The following is a 17,213-nucleotide window of genomic DNA, read 5'->3' as shown; positions in this document are numbered from 1 at the left end:
CACCAACCCGGCCGACTTCCGGTAACGCGGACGTCCCACCGGCGGGGCCGACCAGGTCCACAGCAGGTCAGGCTCGTGATGACGAGCCGGGCGGGGGAACGTCACGGTGATGGCGACGCAAAAGGGTGCGCTGGGCCTCGACGCGCCGGTCGATCTTGACGCGCCGTCGCTGTCCCGGATCTACGACTACCTGCTCGGCGGCGGGCACAACTTCGCCGCTGATCGGGTCGTGGCCGACCAGATCGCGGCTCTGGCGCCCGGCTACGGCGTGTTCATCCGCGAGAACAGCACGTTCCGGCGCCGCGCGGTGCTCCACATGCTCCCCGCCGGGATCGAGCAGTTTCTCGATGTGGGAACGGGCGTTTTCTGCAGGGCGACCCGCGAACCGGGGTGGTCGAGGCAGACCTGCGGCACGTGGACGAGGTCCTCGACCACGCCGTGACCGCCCGGCTGCTGGACCTGAGCCGACCGGTGGGCGTTGTCGCCGGTGCAGTGCTGCATTGCCTGCCCGACGCCGACGACCCCGCTGCGGCGTTGGCCGGGTACTACGAGCGGCTCGCGCCCGGTTCGCCGCTGGCCGCCTCGCACGCCGACGGCACGCCGCTGGGGCTCGAGTTGGCCGCCGCGATCGAGGACTGCCTCGCCGAGGCCGGCATCACCCTGGTTCACCGCAGCGAACAGCGGCTCGCCGACCTGCTCGGGCCGTGGCAGCCGCAGCCGGACGGCGTGGTGCCCGTCGGCTGGTGGTGGCCGGACAGCCTGACGGGTCCCCGGCCCGAGCGCTCGTTGGGCAATGCCGTGATGGCTGGCCGCCGCCTCCAGGCCCCAGAGCAGGTGTGAGCAGGGCCCAGCACATCAACAGCATCGCGGGCACGGTCGTCGGTCCGGTCTTTCAGACCCACACGGTCACCGCCGAGACGATCGTCCTGCACGCTCACGACCGACGGCTGCCGGTGCTCCGGCAGCTTCCGCCGCCCGCACGCACCTGGGTCGACCGCGCCGAGGAACTCGACCGGCTGGACCGTCTGCTGGCCGCAGCGGGAGCGATGCGCGTGGTCCTGACCGGCCTGGGCGGAGTCGGCAAGACATGCTTGGCGGTGCGCTGGCTCGACCGGCACCACGACCGCCACCCCGACGGCGTGTTGCACATCGACCTCAACGGCTGGAGCGGCCACCCGCCACCGACCACGGGTCAGGTCCTCGCCGGGTGGCTGCGCGCGCTCGGCGTCGCCGCCGACGATCTCCCCGGCAACGTGGCCGCGCTGTCCGCGCTGTACCGGACGGTCACCTCGGACAAAGCGTTGGCCGTCCTGATCGACAACGCCCGCTTCGCGACCAGGTGCAGCCCCTAGTGTCCGCCACGGCGTGCGGCACGACCCTGATCACCAGTCACCAGTCACCAGTCACCAGTCACCAGTCGCCACCGGCTCGCCGGCCTGGCCGTGGTCGGCTACCGCCCCCTCGACCTCGACTGCTTCCCCGCCGCCACCGGGGCCGCGCTGCTGGCCGGACTGCTCGACGAGGACCGCCGGCCCATCGGGGACGAGCTGTTGCGTGCGCTGGCCGATCGCTGCCACGGGCACCCGCTGGCGCTGACCATCGCCGGGGCCCACCTCGCCGCGCATCCCCGACGCGACTCCGCGCGCCTGATCACCCGCCTGAGCGGCCACCCCGCCAAAGGCGTCATCCGCCGCCTTGGATTCGCACGAGCTGTCCGTCGGAGGAGTGCTGCAGATGAGCTACGAAGACCTCGACGCCACCACCGCCCGGCTGTACCGCGGCCTGGGCGAGCACCCCGGCGCCGAGTTCAACGCCCACCCGCTAGCCTCCGGCCCGAAGTCCCGGCGACCAAGGTCGACGACCCCGATACGGAAATCGTCCATATCGAGACCAGATGCCCCTCTTAGGGTACGGGTTGCCAGCCGCTCCAGGGCCTCGGCCCGCGTTGCCCCTGCAAGCAGGCGAGTCGATGCGCGGCCTGGTCGGCGTACTGGGCTGGATTGGTGGCAGCAACCTGGGCGGCCATGCTGGTCATCCGCAGTTGGGTCTGCTGCACGAGTAGGTGACAGTGGTAGTCACGCAGCCTGACTGGCTGACGTGGTCATGATTGCTTCGTATTCGATGGGGGTCAACCTGCCGAGAGCGGCTTGGCGTCTGCGGCGGTGGTAGGTGCGTTCGATCCAGGTGACGATCGCGATCCGGAGCTCGTCGCGGGTGGGCCAGGTACGCCGGTCGAGAACGTTGTTCTGCAGCAACGCGAAGAAGCTTTCCATCGCGGCGTTGTCTCCTGCGGCGCCGACCCTGCCCATCGAGCCGGCCAGCCCGTGGCGTGCGAGCGCACGGACGAATTTCCTTGATCGAAATTGCGATCCGCGGTCGGTGTGCACCACGCAGCCGACGGCATCATCGCGGCGGGCGACGGCGTTGGTGAGCGCGGTGACGGCGAGGCGGGACTTCATCCGGGAGTCGATGGAGTAGCCCAGGATCCGGTTGGAGCAGACGTCCTTGACCGCGCACAGATACAGTTTTCCTTCCGTGGTGGGATGTTCGGTGATGTCGGCCAGCCACAGCCGGTTCGGTGCGGTGGCGGTGAAGTCGCGCCGGACCAGGTCGTCGTGGACCGGCGGGCCGGCCTTCCTGCCGTTGCGGCCGCGTTTCCTGCCGAACGCGCTCAACCAGCCCATCGACGAGCAGATCCGCCACGCGGTCCGATCCGCCATCGGCAGGCCGGCGTCGCGGGCCTCGTCGGCCAGGAGCCGGTATCCGAACTCCGGATCGTCGCGGTGCGCGTCGAACAACGCATTTGCCCGATACGCCTGATCGAGTTCCGTCCCGGTGACCGGCCGGGCACGCCACCGGTAGTACGGCTGTCGAGCGATGTCGAGTACCCGGCACGTCACCGAGACGGGGATCCCGTCGGCGGCGAGCTCGTTCACGAGCGGGTAGAGCCTTTTCCCGGCAGGTTCGCCTGCGACAAATATGCGGTCGCGCGGCGCAGGACCTCGTTCTCCTGCTCCAGCAGCTTGATCCGCTTGCGCGCCTCGCGCAGCTCGGCCGAGTCGTTCCTGCTCACACCGGGTTTGACGCCCTCGTCGGTGTCGGCCTGGCGCAGCCACTTGAACAAGGTCATCGGGTGGACCCCGAAGTCCTTGGCGATCTGCTCGACGGTCACGCCGGGCTCGCGATCACGGGCGACCCGCACGACATCGTCACGGAACTCCCGAGGGTAGGGCTTGGGCACAGCGACATCCTCCCAGCTCACCATCACGGCAAGCCAACTCAGATGTCACCAATCCGTGCAGCAGACCCTGCCTGTGCCGCTCGGCCAGCGACACGTACTGGCGGGTGTACCCGATCAGCTTGGCCAGTTCTGGTTGGCTCAGGCCTGCGGCGAGTCGACGATTCCTGATCTCCCGAGCCAGCCGCGCCGCGACGCTGTTACCACCTGCTGAGAGGTCTTCTTGGTTCACGGTCGCTCCGCAGAAGGCCAAGTAACGGTGCGTTCGGAGATCGGTCTATCGCGCTTGGTAATCATAGCCGGTCCAGGCTGTGTGATCGCGGCAACGGCGGAAACCTGCCCGAGGTAGTTGCAGCCAGGTCCGCTTCACTTCGGGTTCTGGTGCAGATCGGCGGTGAGTTGGAGGCGGGCGAGTTCGTAGGGGTCGTCGGCTTCTCCTCGGCTGACGTCGAGGATCGCCTGCCGTAGGACTCGGTCGGCATGTTCCTTGGACGCGCCGAGGTTCTCGGCCTGCGTGAAGTAGTCGGTCTCGGCCTTGCTGGCATCTGCGTAAGGGTCGTTCACGGTCGCAATGCTGGCTGGTGGTGCGCGTGTCTGCCAGCCGTGTGATCCGCGAGGGACGCTCGCCGGTCTCCCTCCGGTCACGACCCGCCTGATTCCCGGCGACGATGAATATTCGTCGGTCCGGGAGGTGGTCGGGATGGGGCATGCAGCGGGCGGGGCCGCTGACTTGCCGCTGATCCCTCCGATGCTGGCCACCCTGGGGGAACCGCCGACGGGTGTGGGTTGGGCGGTGGAGTTCAAGTGGGATGGTTACCGAGGGGTGGCGTACTGCCGGGGTGATCGGGTGCGGATGCTCAGCCGCAACGGGCTGGAGCTGATCGACCGGTTTCCGGAGCTGCGGGTGCTGTCGGACGTGCTGCACGGGCGCACCATCGTGCTCGATGGGGAGATCGTCGCTCTGGGGCTTGACCGGCGCCCGGACTTCGGGCTGCTTCAGCGGCGCACTCGCAGCACCGTGGGTGTCCGGGCGTTGCGCATCGCGCCGGTCGCCCACTACGCGTTCGATCTGCTGGTTGTCGATGGGCGATCCGTGCAGCACCTGCCCTATCACGAGCGGAGGGCCATGCTTATCGCGCTGCAGCTGCCCGGCGATCATCCGATCCAGGTCCCGCCGAGCTTCCCCGACACCGAACCCGCGACAATCCTTCACGTCGCCGAGCAGCACGGCCTCGAAGGCATCGTCAGCAAACGCGCTGCCTCCCGCTACGAGCCGGGTCGACGGTCTCCCGCGTGGATCAAGACGCCGTTGCGTCGGACCCACGAGGTTGTCGTCGGTGGATGGAAGCCGGGCAGGGGCGGCGCTCGGGCACGGTGGGGTCGCTGTTGCTGGGTGCGTATGACGAGACCGGCTTGGTCTACGTCGGGCACGTCGGCACCGGCTTCACCGACAAGGCCCTGGTCGACATGCAACAACGGCTCAATGGGCTTCGGCGCCCAACCAGCCTGTTCGGCACACCGGTCCCACGCGAGTTCGCCCGTGACGCGCGGTGGGTCGAGCCGGTGCTCGTCGGCGAGGTCGAATTCCGCCACTGGACCACCGACCACCGGCTCCGCCACCCGTCCTGGCGCGGTCTGCGTGACGACCTGGATCCGGCGGACGTCCACCATCCCGGCCGCTGACAGGTCGGCGGGTGGGCGCGGTGGTGTGATTCATCTTGACGTGAAATCGAACGCTTGTTGGTGACTGTGGAGCGGTTCTCCCCCGACCGCGGTGTGTCTGCCCGCGAAGTGTGGGCAGGTTGTCGATAATCGAGGGGTGGGTCGCGTGGAGCGGCGCGTGTACGAGCGGATGGTCGATCGGATCCGGCGCCTGGTGGCGTCCCTGCCGGGCTAGCGCGTCGAGGAGCGCGACAGGATGCCAACGCCTGGTCGACGCGCTCCGCGCGGTGGCGTGCTGCTGCAGGGTGGACAGCCGCAGGAGGACCTACCTCATCCGATACTTCGAGGCGGTGGACCAAGACCGCTCGTTCACTCATCGCGCTGCTGGAGGTCGTGCCACCGGAAGGACCCGTGCACCGGACCGCGGTCGCGTTCTGGCCTAACTTCGGCTCGGTGACGAACCCGAGCGCACCCCAGAGTCGTGACTGATTTACAGAGTCCCGCCTGAACCACACCTGACCAGCACTTGCAGCTCTCGGCGCAGCCACTTCGGTACGTCCTCGGCACAGACACCCGCCGGAACACCGTCCGCAGCAAGTTGCCCAGCCTGACAGGCGTGTCGTCGGGAAACACAGCCACGTCGACCAACGATGATGCGAACATGCCCGAGGACCGCTCCACTCCAGTGCCGTTATCCCACCCTGCCCCCGGCGAGCAGTCCGCCACCCGTGCTCCCGTGCCGCTGCCGACAGCATCCACGTCACGCACGCCGCTGGAGCCGATGCCGCCCAAGGTGATCGCGACCGTGGCGGCTGTGATCGCCACGGCAACGGTCGGTCTGGTAGTGGCGCTGTGGTGGGCAGGAACCGCAGGACTGTCCGGCGCGGAGCTGGTAAACGCGCGGTTCAACGCACTGCGCACCGGGTTGAGCATCGGAGTAGGCGGAGGCGGAATCTTCGCGCTGTATTTGGCATGGCGACGCCAACACGCCACCGAGATCGGACTGGTACAGAAGGAACGCGACCAGGCTGACGTCACCCGCGCCTACGAACTGCAACGCGAGATCGCCGAGCACACTCGCCAACACGCTGAGCGTGTCGCAGTCACCACCGAACGCGACGCCGGAGCACGCCGGATCACCGACCTGTACGCGAAGTCGGTGGAGCAGCTCGGATCGGACAAGGCTCCAGTACGTCACGGCGGCCTGTATGCCCTGGAGCGCCTAGCACAAGACCATCCCGAAAACCCGGCCCTGCGCCAAACCGTGGTCAACGTGCTCTGCGCCTACCTACGCGCACCCTTCGACCTTCCCGGTGACCCGCCTGACGTGAACGCCGATCAGGCAACCCGCGACGAGCACCGCGAACGAGTCCAGGAACGCGAGGTCCGGCTAACCGCCCAACGCATCCTCACCACGCACATTAATCCCGACAGCGACGCCGACCACCCTATGACGACCTTCTGGGCAGACACCGACTTCGACCTCACTGCCGCAGTCCTAATACTACAGCCGCAATCTGGGATGCTTGAGGCGTTGTCGCTGGTAGTGGCTGTGTCGGGCGCGGGTCTGGTGGAGTCGTCGCCAGCCTGACCAGTGGAAGATGTGTGTTCGAGGGTGCTCGGGCCGGGTCAAACTGGCCCATAGGCGTCTGATCTCGTTGCATGACAACGGAATCAGATTTCCATGGCTTCCGGTGGAGCCCCCTTTGCGTCGCGGGCCCGTTCGGCGTGTGCGGTGACGGCGAGGAACGCGGCGGCGAGCATGGACAGGGTGATGTGGCGGTACCAGGCGTCGTACTTGCGGACCTGGTAGTGGTCCAGGCCGGTCTCGTTCTTGGCGAACTGAAAGGTTTCCTCGACACCCCAACGGCTTCCGGCGACGCGGACGAGTTCGGCCAACGCGACGGGACGGCGGGTGTGGCAGACGTAGTAGGCCAGTTCCGTGGGTTTGCCGATCGAGCGGCGCACCAACAGGTGGTGCGTGTCGGCGCCGGGATCGAGCAGCAGCCAGTCGTAGAGGCGTTGTCCCTTGCCGCCGGCCCCGGCCGAGAGACGCTGCCAGCCTTTGCGCGGCGCGGTCGCGGCCAGATCGTCGGCCCGGACCGGGCCGCGCGGGGTGGTGAACCGGTCGTCGCACGAGACGGCCATGACGTAGTCCAGGCTGTGCTCCTCCAGCCAGGTCCGCAGTCCCGGGTTGTCGCCGTAGGCCTCGTCCGCGGTGAACCACGGCACCGCGACGCCCGCGTCGAGCAACCGTTGCAGCATCCGCGCGGCCAGGGTGGGTTTGGTCGCGAACCCGACCTCGTCTCCTATCCCGGCCTCGGCGCACCGCTCGCGGTCCTCGGTCCAGGACTTCGGAAGGTAGAGCTCGCGGTCGATCAACGCCCGACCCCTCGGCGAGACGTAGGCCAGGAACACGCCGAGCTGACAGTTCTCGACCCGCCCAGCCGTGCCGGAGTACTGGCGTTGCACTCCGGCGGACTTGGTGCCCTTCTTGAGGAAACCGGTCTCGTCGGCGACTACGACACCGCCGGGGTCGGTGAGGTGGTCCAGCACGTACCCGCGCAGGTCGTCGCGCACCGCGTCGGCGTCCCAGCGGTAGAAGTTCAGCAACCGCTGCATGCCGTCCGGGGACAGGTCACCGGCCTGCTCGGCGAGCGTCCACGAGTTCTTCCGCTCGGCACCCGAGAGCAGGCCCAACACGTACAACCGGGCACGGCGACGCGAGTCCGCCTGCGCGAACCGACCCGCCACCAGCGCGAACATGTCCGCGAACCCCGCCCGCCACCGCGCCAGGCGATCGTCTCCGGCCGTCCCGGACGGCGACTGCGCGCCCTGCTCCACACTCAACACGCCCCGGAGTCGATCACGCGATGACCGGCTCCGCGATCATGACACGCCGACGGTGATCACACTGTGCGGCTGTCGTACTAACGCCGGTCACGGGTTGGCCGGTGAAGGATCTCGGCGAGGTGTAGCGGTCGGTGTGTGTCTGCGGCCGGGTGGTTTCTGTCCGGCTGGCGGGGCGGGCGATGATCGTCACCGGTGTAGCGGGCGGACGGGTGGCGACGATCATCCCGATGAACGATGAACAAGGTCGACGTGCGATGAGGGGCGGGTTCGGTGATCGAGTCGGTGGAGTTATTGGTCACGGCGTTGACGGCGGGGGCGGCGGCGGGGTTGACCGATACCGCGTCCGCGGCGGTGAAGGACGCCTACCTGGGTCTTAAGGCAGGCGTGTTGCGTGTTCTGCGTCGTGACGGGTCCGTGGCGGGCGAGGTGGTGCGGGCCGTGGAGGACGACGCCGTCGAGCCGGGTGAGCGGGCCGGGGAGTTGGCGGCGGCACTGCGCGGTGTCGGCGCCGACACCGACCCCGAACTGGTCGCGGCGGCCCGGCGACTGCTGGAACTGACCGACCCCAGCGGCGCCGGGGACGGGAAGTACCGGGTGGTCGTGCACGGCGGCCAGGGAGTCCAGGTGGGCGACGGGACCACCCAGCACAACACCTTCTCGCAGCCCCGATGACCGAACCCGACGAGCGGGACCAGCCACCCCAGGGGCCGTCGACCGTCGTGTACGGCGGCCAGGGAGTCCTGGCCGGCAATGGGAGCACGCAGACCAACGTCTACCACCAGCACATCACCTACCCGGCGCGGACGGTGACGTGGCCGGTCCGTGTCGGCACCCCGCCGCCGGTGGACGACCACTACCAGCCCCGGCCCGCCGATACCGCGGTGGCCGCGGCGGTGGCCGTCGGGCACGCGGCGGTCCTGGTCGGCGCCCCCACCGGCGCGGGCGCGGTGGTGCGGGGCCAGGGTGGAGTGGGCAAATCCCAGACCGCCGCGCGTCTGGCCTGGTCGCTGTGGCAGGACCCCGGGCTGGACGTGGCGGTGTGGGTGAGCGCCCTGTCCCGTGACGCGGTGCTCACCGCCTACGCCGAGACCGCCAAACAAGTGTTGTGCGAACGGCACCCCGACATCGACACGCTGCCGCCGCAGGAGGCGGCGCGGTTGCTGCGGGACTGGTTGGCCACTACCGAACGCCAGTGGCTGATCGTGCTCGACGACCTCCAGGACCCCGGCGACCTACGAGATCTCTGGCCGCGGCACCATCGGGGTGGTCGGGTGGTGGTCACCACCCGACACCGCGACAGCGCCCTAGGCGACGGCCGGGTGGTCGTAGAGTTGGACGTGTTCACCGAGACCGAGGCGGTGGACTACCTACGCGGTGTCCTGCCCGAGGACACAGACCCCGAGGACCTGCGCGGGCTGACCCGCGACCTGGGCGGGCTGCCGCTGGCCCTGGCCCAAGCCGCGGCGTTCATCGACAACAACCCCCTGCTCACTGTGGCCGGATACCGCGAGCGGCTGGCCGACCGCCGCCGCACCCTGGCCGAACTCATGCCCACCACTCGTGAACTGCCCGACCATCACCGCGACACCGTCGCCGCGACCTGGTCGCTGTCGATCGAACACGCCGACACCCTGCGACCACACGGGCTGGCCCGGCCGGTGCTGCGGCTGCTCAGCCTGCTCGACCCCAACGGCACACCCCTGACCGTGCTGACCACCACCACCATCTGCGAGCACCTGGCCACCGTCATCGGCCGCACCATCACCTCTGACGACGTGACCGACGCGGTGGGCGTCCTGCACCGACTCAGCCTGGCCACCATCGGACCCGACCGGTCAATCCGCGTGCACGCCCTGCTGCAACGAGCCGTCCGCGACACCCTCACCAACGACACCACCACCGAGCTGGCCCGCACCGCGGCCACCGGCCTGCTCGACGCCTGGCCCGAGATCGACACCCGCGACGTCGCACTGGCCCAAGCTTTGCGCTCCGCCACCACCACGCTGCACGACACCACCACCCCGGCCCTGATCACCCCTGACACACACATCGTGCTCTTCCGCACCGGACGATCACTCGGCGATTCAGGCCAGGTCCACGCCGCCATCGCCCACTTCGCCCGACTCCACCAGGTCACCACCCGACACCTCGGCCCAGACCACCCCGACACCCTGTCCACCCGCAACAACCTCGCCCGCTGGCGGGGTGAGGCGGGTGACCCGGCCGGTGCCGCCACCGAGTACCAGCAACTGCTCGACGACCGACTCCGGGTGTTGGGTCCCGACCACACCGAGACCCTGACAGCCCGCAACAACCTCGCCTCCTGGCGGGGTGAGGCGGGTGACCCGGCCGGTGCCGCCACCGAGTTCCAGCAACTGCTCGACGACCTGCTCCGAGTGCTGGGTCCCCACCACCCCCACACCCTGTCCGCCCGCAACAACCTCGCCTCCTGGCGGGGTGAGGCGGGTGACCCGGCCGGCGCCGCCACCGAGTTCCAGCAACTGCTCGACGACCAACTCCGGGTGCTGGGTCCCAACCACCTCCACACTCTGACTGCCCGCGGGAACCTCGCCCGCTGGCGGGGTGAGGCGGGTGACCCGGCCGGCGCCGCCACCGAATATCAGGAGCTGCTCGACGACCTGCTCCGGGTGCTGGGTCCCGACCACACTGACACCCTGAGCGCCCGCGGGAACCTCGCCCACTGGCGGGGTGAGGCGGGTGACCCGGCCGGCGCCGCCACCGAATATCAGGAGCTGCTCGACGACCTGCTCCGGGTGCTGGGTCCCGACCACCCTCACACTCTGAGCGCCCGCGGCCACCTCGCCCGCTTGCGGGGTGAGGCGGGTGACCCGGCCGGCGCCGCCACCGAGTTCCAGCAACTGCTCGACGACCAACTCCGGGTGCTGGGTCCCAACCACCCCCATACCCTGACTGCCCGCGGCCACCTCGCCCGCTGGCGGGGTGAGGCGGGTGACCCGGCCGGCGCCGCCACCGAGTACCAGCAACTGCTCGACGACCAACTCCGGGTGCTGGGTCCCGACCACCCGCACACCCCGATCATCCGCAGCCAGCTCGCCTACTGGCGCGGTGAGGCGGGGGACCCGGCCGGTGCCGCCACCGAGTTCCAGCAACTGCTCGACGACCTGCTCCGGGTGTTGGGTCCCGACCACACCGACACCCTGATCATCCGCAGCGAGCTCGCCTACTGGCGGCAACGCAGCCAGAACGGGTAGATCCGGAATGACCAGGGCGGAGAAGGCCAAGCGTTGGTCTCCGCCCGTGCTATCGGGAGGCCGTTGTCGGCGAAGGTGGCGGGAACAGGGCCGCGACACCGACGCCGACCGCGTCCAACGGCAACTCGACGACCTCGACGACTCTTAATCGGTTTGTCAAGCGGCGGCGGCAGCGAGGTAAGGGGCAGGTTGATAGGGCCGGTTGTCACGCAGCAGTGCCCAGAGGACGTTGACGCGTCGGCGGGCGAGGGCGAGCACGGCCTGGGTGTGGTGTTTGCCTTCGGTGCGTTTGCGGTCGTAGAACCATCTGGATTCCGGGCAGGTCCGCGGATCCGGCAGCCGCTGACGCCGATATCCCTGTCCGATCAGGTCGTAGCGATCCACCGACACCCCCTCGCGCCCCCAACAGCAAGTTACTCGCGGGTAAGGGCGGTGGCAAGATTGCCGGCCGCCTGCTCTGGCTGGCCGTCAAGCCATCACCAGCTACCAGACCCTGAGACCACGGCAGTAACGGACGTACGACGAACGCTCGCTCGTCGGCATGACAGTGCGGTTTGTTAGTAGCTGTTTCCGAGCTACCGGGGTCTGGTGAGTCGGCGGCTGGTGATGTGGATCATGGACCAGCGGACCATGGCCTCGTGGTGGTGGGGTAGGCGTTCGTAGTCGCGGACGCAGCGGCGGTGCCCGGTGATCCACGCCAACGTCCGCTCCACCACCCACCTGCGGGGCAGCACGGTGAAGTACGGCACTTGCGGGCGTTGGACGATCTCGATCACCAGACGAAGTGTCTTTCGTGCCCAGTCGATCAGAGGGCCGGTGTAGGCGCCGTCGGCCCACACCAGACGGACCCGCCCGCCGGCGGTGTCGCGCATCCGGCGCAGCAGGCTGCGGGCGGCGACCCGGTCCTGCGTCGAGGCGGGCGTCACCAACACGGCCAACAGCAAGCCCAGGGTGTCCACGACGATGTGCCGCTTGCGGCCGGCGACCTTCTTCCCTCCGTCCCAGCCACGCGTGGCCCGGCCCACGGTGGCGGCGGCGCGCACCGACTGCGAGTCGACCACCGCCGCCGAGGGTGCCGCCTCCCGGCCCTCCGCCAGGCGGACGCGGTCACGCAACGCGTCGAGCAACCGCTGCGACGCACCGGCCTTCTCCCAGGCGGCGAAGCGCTTGTAGACCGTCTGCCAGGGCGGGAAGTCGACGGGAAGTGCCCGCCACTTGATGCCGTTGTCGACCACGTACAGGATCGCGTCCACGATCACCCGGCGGCAGTGCTTCTCCCACCGTCCGCCCCGACCGGCCAGGCACGCCGGATCCGGCAACAACGGGTCCAGCTCGGCCCACTGCGCGTCGGTGACGTCGGTGGGATACCGCGCCGTCCGTCGCGCGGGCTGGTGGGAGGCGGACAGACGACAGCACGGGGCACCCGCGGTGGACCCGCCCGCGGGCATCGGGCACGATAACAACGGAACTCCTGGTGGAACGGCGCATAGACACCGTCCGATCTACCAGGAGTTCCTTGTGTCCGCACCAAAGGCCCTTCACCAGCCCAAGCTCGGAAACGGACACTTAATAGCTGACCGACGGTGTGCGCTCACCGCGCTGTAGAGGCAGTGACAGCACGAGAGGCGGCGGGGCGGGTTGCTCCGGCGTAGTCGTCGCCGTTGTACCGGTGGTTGTCGATCTGGACGGGTTGGCCGAAGGTTGGGGCGTTGATCATGAGTCCGTTGCCGATGTAGAGGCCGACGTGGTGGATGTTGCCGGGGGTGCCGTAGAAGACGAGGTCACCCGGCAGCAGTGGTTGCTCGGCGGGGACGCGCGGGCCTGCGTCGAATTGGGTCTGGGCGGTGCGGGGCAGGGTGATTCCGGCGGCGGTGTAGGCGGCTTTGGTCAGGCCGGAGCAGTCGAAGCCTTCGTGTCCGCCGTCGGGTCCGTCGCCGCCCCACACGTAAGGCAGTCCTCGCATACCGCAGGCGTAGTTGATCGCTGCGAGGGTGGCGGTGTTGGGGGCTTGGATGGCGTTGCAGTCGCCGTCGCCGTCGATGGTTGCGGCGGCTTGGGCGTACTTGGCGGCTTGGTCGAGGACCATGTCGACGTACCAGTCGGCGTGGTTGTAGGCGAAGATCGCCGCGCGCAGGTCGCCTCGTCGGACGCCTTCGTCGCACAGTAGAAAGGCTGCGGCGTGGATGGCGTCGTGGGGGTTGTACCGCGAGGGCGGGCTGGCGCCGCCTGCCGGTATCCGGTGCGCGGCGATGACGCTGTCGAAGGTGGGTGCGAGGAACTGCATCGGTCCGCCGGCTCCGGCGTGGTTCTCGCCCTCGGTGACGCCGGGGGCCTGTAGTCGGCCGTGGTCGGTTTCGACCTTGCCAATGGCCGCGAGGATCGTCCAGTCCAGGTCGGGGCAGTGCGGTGCCGCAGTGACGTAGAGCAGGCAGTACTCGGGCGGGATGTCGGCGATCGGGTTCATGCAGTCGATCGAGGTGTCGGACGAGCCGCCGAACACGGCCGACATCGTGCCGGTTGCTCCGGCGGCGATCAGCAGCAGGATCGTTCCGATCGCGGCGGCGGTTTTCGCGGTCATCGGCGCCGAGGGCTGTCGGCGACGGGTGCGCGTGGGGTGGCCGGTGGCATGGGCGGCGGTGCCGGGGCCATCAGCGTCGGAGTGTCCGGCTCCCGGTCGGGGTCGTCGTCGGTGGTTGTCGTGAGGTGCGGCCAGGCGTCGAGTAGTCGGTGCAGTGCCCTGCGCGGTCCCGTTGTGCCGCCGGTGGTGTCCAGAGGCAGCCAGACCTCGTCGGCGGGGCTGGGATGAGGTGCTTGGGGGTTGAGCAGTTCGGCCGTGGCTGTCGCGACCGGCACCGAGTGGGGGTTGTCGAGTTCGCTCCATGCCTGGTGCAGGAGTCGGCGGGTGGTGGCTTCGCGGCGTGAGGTGGGTAGCCACACCAGGAGTGGGGTGGTGATGCCGGTGGCGTGGGCGAGGGCTGCGTAACCGGCGAGTTTTCCGGTGAGTTTGGCGAGGACCTCGGTGCCGAAGTCGTATTCGAGGAAGAACTCGATCTCGGTGCGGTGGGTGGTCCAGCGGCCGTAGGCGTCGGGTTTGATCAGGTCACCGAAGTGGCGTGCGCAGCGGGCTTCGGACCACCAGGCGGTCAGGGCGGTGCGGTGGTCGGGGTTGCTGTGGTGGGCGTGGTCGACCAGGGCCGTGAACCATTCGGCGACGCCGACGGTGTGGGCGAGCCGCAGGGAGTGGGCGACGCCGAAAGCGCGATCGTGTCGGTAGCCGAGTTCTTTGACGTCCAAGCCGTCTTCGCCTGCGAGGACGGCGGCTCCGGCGGGGGCGAGGACGTAGTGCATGGGGGCGGTGCCGATGGTGACGTAGGGCTGGAACCGGTCGACGACGCCCCACAGGTACAGCTCGCGCAGTCGCATCCGGCCCGATCGGAAGGAGGGGAAGGCGAGGGTGGTGATCTGGTGGGCGGTGAGCACGCGGTGTTCGTGCACCATGCGGATGATCCACCGGTCGCGTGGGGTGAGCCGCCAGGCGAGAGCGGCTTGGTGGTCGGCGGTGTTGGCGGCGCGTGGGGTGGGGCGGGTGGGCTTGTGGCCGCGCAGGGTGCGTTGCCGGGTCGGGTTGGTGATCACGGCGAACCTCCGCGAGTGGAGTGGTGGAAAAGTTCCCGTCGGGTGGGTCGGTCAGCGGCGGCGCGGGTCGGCGCTTTGCGGCCGCCCGGCGGGCCTGGTGCGTCGATCGCCGGCGGCGTTCAGCGGCGGGTCTTGCTGGTCGGGCCGGGTTTGCGGGTCGGACGTGGGTCGGGTGGTGCCGGTGGTGGGGTTGCGCAGGGCGCGGCGGGCGGCGCTGCGGATGTCGCGGGCGCGGCCGGGGATCGCGGGTGGCAGGACAGTGGTGCGCAGGGTGAACGGTTGCGCTTCCTCGCCGGCCAGGACGAGGCGGGCTGCGGCGTGGTAGGCGCCGAGGTGGGCGAGGTCGTGGTCGGACAACCGCAGTGCGGTGTGGCGGGACAGCTCACGGGCGTCTTCGGGGGATGCGTTGAAGAAGATCTTGCTGCGGGCGTTGGTGGACATGCCTTCGCGGAGTTCGCGGGGGAGTTGGCCGAGGTGTTGGTGGGCCAGGGTCATGGCGACGCGGAAGCCGCGGGCTTCGGCGAGCATGTCCTCGATCGGGTAGGGCAGGTGCAGGAAGTTGTGGCACTCGTCGATCACCAGGGAGGCGTCGCGTCGCTGGCGTTGCGGGGTGCGGGCGCGGGCGGTGGTGGCCTGCCACGTGCGGGCGACGACCAGCGATCCGACCAGCCGGGTGGTCTCCTCTCCGAGTGAGCCTTTGGGGATGCGTACCAGGCAGATCCCGCCGTCCAGGACGCTGCTCATGTCGACGGTGGAGGGGCCGCCGGCGATGGCGTCGCGGACGAACGGGCGGAGCAGGAACGCGCGCAGCTTGTTCATCAACGGCGAGATGACCTGGGAACGGGACGAGTCGGTCAGTTCCTCGTACCAGGACCAGAATCCGCGCAGCACGGGGTCGGTGACCGAGGCGGTGACCCGTGACCGGAACGCGGGGTCTCCGAGGAGTTTGGGCAGGTCGGCGAGGGTCGCGACGCCTTGCTGGGTGCGCAGGGTGAGACAGGCGGCGCGCATGACGTCGTCGGTGCGCGGTCCCCAGAACGCCGAGTAGACCCGCCGGAACACCGACACGAGGTTGTCCACGGTCAGGTCGGTCTCGCCGCCGTCGAGGGGGTTGAGGCACGGCGGGCGGCTGCGGCTGTCGGCGTCGAAGAGCACGACCCGGTCCCCGGCTGCGGCCGGCAGCCGGGACAGGATGTCGGTGACGAGGTCGCCTTTGGGGTCGATCAGGACGATGCCGCGTCCGGCTTCGGCGTCGGCCAGGATCATGTTGCCCAGCAGGGTGGATTTGCCGGAGCCGGTGGCGCCGATGACGTGCAGGTGGTGCCGCGCGTCGGGTACCCGTAGCGCGACGGGGCGTTCGTGTCCGGTGTCGGTGATCCCGAGCGGTTTGGCCTCGGGGCCGGGGGTGGCGATGCCGGGTGGTGGTGCGATGGCGCGGGCTCCGGCGCGTTGGATACCGGGGATGGCCTCGTCGGTGGGCAGGTGCGCGAGGGCTGCCAGCTCCGGCACCGAGAGCAGGTCCCCGCGCCCGAGCCGCCTCGAGTCGATCACGGTGCCGGGGTTGCGGAGGCGGTGGCGGGTGTAGTGGTTGTGCTCGGTGTAGGAGGCGAACGACGAGGCGAGGGCGTGTGCCCGGCCTCGGGCGATATCCCGCGCGGCCCGCACCTCGCCGTCGACCGCGTCTGTGGGGAGGAGGGTGGCGACGGCGTAGCGGATCACCGTCTCGTACTGGCTGCCGCGCTGCTTGGCGACGATCGCCCGGTTCTGCGCCGCGTACTCCAGCGACGTCTGCGGATCGCTGCGCACCGCGCCCGACGCCGCCGCGCCCCGGGACCCGCCGGTTCGTACACCGGGCGTGACTACGTCCAACAGTCGACCCACCAGGCGAGGCGACCTGCCGGTGTGCACGCGTCGGGCGGCGCGGCGGGCGCGTTGGACGCGGCGGCCGGTGACCGGGCGGGCCAGGATCTGCACGCAGGCGTGCTCGTCGCGGCCGAGCCCCACGGGCGCCCCGATCAGCGCGCGGAGCGGGTCGGCGTCGAACACCGACCGGATGGGCAGTGCCTCGGGGCGTGCCAGGCGCAGCTCGCCGCCGACCACCACCCGTCTGCGGCCGTCGCCGGACGCGGGCAGCGGCGGGAGAGCGGGGCCGACGCGGGTGTGCGAGCCTGGCCAGGCCGCCTCGACCGCCCGTTCGACCAGCCCGGGCGGGATGACACCGGGCACCCAGAGCCGGATCGCGACACCGGCCTCGGAGAACACGTACTCGCAGACGATGTGGGGCTGGCCGGTGAACGCCCGCCGCCAGCCCGGCCGCAGCAGGCCGACGAGGTTGGACCACAACGCCGCCCCTCCTGCGGGATCCACCTGTGGTGGGGCGAGCACGGTGACCAGACGGGCGTCGGCGAGCAGCAACTCGTGGCAGCGCCGCGCCCACCAGCGTCGACCGGTCACGATCACGGTGACGAGGACCGCGAGTACCGGCGCCACGATCGGACCCCAACCCAGTGCGAGATCGCGCAGCCGTTCCAGCAGCGCGAGCACGGCGCCGCCGGGGTCGCGCAGATAGTCCTCCATCCACTCGACGGCCA

14 protein-coding genes and 3 pseudogenes are annotated in these 17,213 nt (G+C 69.7%); 7 read left to right on the top strand and 10 right to left on the bottom strand.

The genetic code is table 11. The features are described from left to right. The first annotated feature begins 109 nt into the window (after positions 1-109). Positions 110-840 (top strand): annotated as a pseudogene (locus ACQPYE_RS26895) (SAM-dependent methyltransferase). Then, positions 837-1,352: an ATP-binding protein gene (locus ACQPYE_RS26890; RefSeq protein ID WP_498715300.1), complete on the top strand. Its 516-nt coding sequence runs from the start codon at positions 837-839 to the stop codon at positions 1,350-1,352. The pseudogene ACQPYE_RS26895 and the gene ACQPYE_RS26890 overlap by 4 nt, the downstream one beginning before the upstream one ends. A 51-nt stretch (positions 1,353-1,403) precedes the next feature. Here ACQPYE_RS26890 and ACQPYE_RS26885 read toward each other — a convergent pair whose 3' ends face one another. The 4 genes from ACQPYE_RS26885 to ACQPYE_RS26870 form a co-directional block, all read right to left on the bottom strand. Next, positions 1,404-1,625: a hypothetical protein gene (locus tag ACQPYE_RS26885; protein WP_498715298.1), complete on the bottom strand. Its 222-nt coding sequence runs from the start codon at positions 1,623-1,625 to the stop codon at positions 1,404-1,406. 450 nt (positions 1,626-2,075) lie between these two features. Next, positions 2,076-3,241, bottom strand: a protein-coding gene (locus ACQPYE_RS26880) for an IS3 family transposase (RefSeq protein WP_498715296.1) whose coding sequence is annotated in 2 segments (ribosomal slippage) — positions 2,076-2,954 and positions 2,957-3,241 — 1,164 coding nt in all. Because the reading frame shifts where the segments join, the coding sequence is not laid out codon by codon here. After that, positions 3,210-3,470 carry a helix-turn-helix transcriptional regulator gene (locus ACQPYE_RS26875; protein ID WP_498715294.1) on the bottom strand — a complete coding sequence of 87 codons (261 nt, stop codon included), beginning with the start codon at positions 3,468-3,470 and terminating at the stop codon, positions 3,210-3,212. The genes ACQPYE_RS26880 and ACQPYE_RS26875 overlap by 32 nt, the downstream gene beginning before the upstream one ends. Positions 3,471-3,604: 134 nt before the next feature. Next, positions 3,605-3,802, bottom strand: a complete 198-nt coding sequence (locus ACQPYE_RS26870; protein ID WP_498715292.1) for a hypothetical protein — start codon at positions 3,800-3,802, stop codon at positions 3,605-3,607. Between the two features lie 7 nt (positions 3,803-3,809). On the opposite strand from ACQPYE_RS26870, the pseudogene ACQPYE_RS26865 reads away from it, so the two are divergent. The 3 genes and pseudogenes from ACQPYE_RS26865 to ACQPYE_RS26855 form a co-directional block, all read left to right on the top strand. Continuing rightward, positions 3,810-4,481 (top strand): annotated as a pseudogene (locus ACQPYE_RS26865) (ATP-dependent DNA ligase); the annotation flags it as partial. 98 nt (positions 4,482-4,579) lie between these two features. After that, entirely contained in the window at positions 4,580-4,921 is a 342-nt protein-coding gene (locus ACQPYE_RS26860) for an ATP dependent DNA ligase (protein WP_498715291.1), read from the top strand. Between the two features lie 595 nt (positions 4,922-5,516). Next, a complete protein-coding gene (locus ACQPYE_RS26855) occupies positions 5,517-6,491 on the top strand; it encodes a hypothetical protein (RefSeq protein ID WP_498715288.1) in 975 nt (324 codons plus the stop codon). A gap of 83 nt (positions 6,492-6,574) precedes the next feature. Here the strand turns inward: ACQPYE_RS26855 and ACQPYE_RS26850 are convergent, their stop codons facing one another. Next, a complete protein-coding gene (locus tag ACQPYE_RS26850; RefSeq protein WP_498722997.1) occupies positions 6,575-7,666 on the bottom strand; it encodes an IS701 family transposase in 1,092 nt (363 codons plus the stop codon). Between the two features lie 357 nt (positions 7,667-8,023). Here ACQPYE_RS26850 and ACQPYE_RS26845 point away from each other — a divergent pair, with 357 nt between their 5' ends. Both ACQPYE_RS26845 and ACQPYE_RS26840 read left to right on the top strand, forming a co-directional pair. After that, complete coding sequence (locus ACQPYE_RS26845; protein ID WP_498715285.1) at positions 8,024-8,425, top strand: Het-E N-terminal domain-containing protein; 402 nt, start codon at positions 8,024-8,026, stop codon at positions 8,423-8,425. Continuing rightward, complete coding sequence (locus tag ACQPYE_RS26840; protein WP_498715283.1) at positions 8,422-10,986, top strand: tetratricopeptide repeat protein; 2,565 nt, start codon at positions 8,422-8,424, stop codon at positions 10,984-10,986. Before ACQPYE_RS26845 ends, ACQPYE_RS26840 begins: the two co-directional genes overlap by 4 nt. Positions 10,987-11,142: 156 nt before the next feature. Here ACQPYE_RS26840 and ACQPYE_RS26835 read toward each other — a convergent pair. The 5 genes and pseudogenes from ACQPYE_RS26835 to ACQPYE_RS26815 form a co-directional block, all read right to left on the bottom strand. Further along, positions 11,143-11,298 (bottom strand): annotated as a pseudogene (locus ACQPYE_RS26835) (IS110 family transposase); the annotation flags it as partial. A gap of 263 nt (positions 11,299-11,561) precedes the next feature. After that, a complete protein-coding gene (locus tag ACQPYE_RS26830; RefSeq protein ID WP_498715164.1) occupies positions 11,562-12,434 on the bottom strand; it encodes an IS5 family transposase in 873 nt (290 codons plus the stop codon). A 143-nt stretch (positions 12,435-12,577) separates the two neighbouring features. Continuing rightward, the gene (locus tag ACQPYE_RS26825) at positions 12,578-13,564 is read right to left on the bottom strand and encodes a C40 family peptidase (protein ID WP_498715281.1); all 987 of its coding nucleotides are present in this window, start codon (positions 13,562-13,564) and stop codon (positions 12,578-12,580) included. Next, the gene (locus tag ACQPYE_RS26820; RefSeq protein WP_498715278.1) at positions 13,561-14,622 is read right to left on the bottom strand and encodes a replication-relaxation family protein; all 1,062 of its coding nucleotides are present in this window, start codon (positions 14,620-14,622) and stop codon (positions 13,561-13,563) included. Before ACQPYE_RS26820 ends, ACQPYE_RS26825 begins: the two co-directional genes overlap by 4 nt. Positions 14,623-14,673: 51 nt before the next feature. Next, positions 14,674-17,199, bottom strand: a complete 2,526-nt coding sequence (locus ACQPYE_RS26815; protein ID WP_498722996.1) for a type IV secretory system conjugative DNA transfer family protein — start codon at positions 17,197-17,199, stop codon at positions 14,674-14,676. Positions 17,200-17,213 lie beyond the last annotated feature (14 nt).

This window comes from Actinosynnema sp. CA-299493 (assembly GCF_050946825.1).
Lineage (GTDB): Bacteria > Actinomycetota > Actinomycetes > Mycobacteriales > Pseudonocardiaceae > Actinosynnema.
Note: the sequence above shows the minus strand (reverse complement) of the source record. Positions and strands in the feature narration are given on the sequence as shown.

Coding starts and splice junctions, on each gene's coding strand:
- ACQPYE_RS26825 (WP_498715281.1), bottom strand. CDS start 13,564: ATGACCGCGAAAACCGCCGCCGCGATCGGAACGATCCTGCTGCTGATC.
- ACQPYE_RS26885 (WP_498715298.1), bottom strand. CDS start 1,625: ATGCGCGGCGAGGTGGGCCCCGGCGATGGTCAGCGCCAGCGGGTGCCC.
- ACQPYE_RS26815 (WP_498722996.1), bottom strand. CDS start 17,199: ATGGAGGACTATCTGCGCGACCCCGGCGGCGCCGTGCTCGCGCTGCTG.
- ACQPYE_RS26850 (WP_498722997.1), bottom strand. CDS start 7,666: ATGTTCGCGCTGGTGGCGGGTCGGTTCGCGCAGGCGGACTCGCGTCGC.
- ACQPYE_RS26860 (WP_498715291.1), top strand. CDS start 4,580: ATGGAAGCCGGGCAGGGGCGGCGCTCGGGCACGGTGGGGTCGCTGTTG.
- ACQPYE_RS26830 (WP_498715164.1), bottom strand. CDS start 12,434: ATGCCCGCGGGCGGGTCCACCGCGGGTGCCCCGTGCTGTCGTCTGTCC.
- ACQPYE_RS26840 (WP_498715283.1), top strand. CDS start 8,422: ATGACCGAACCCGACGAGCGGGACCAGCCACCCCAGGGGCCGTCGACC.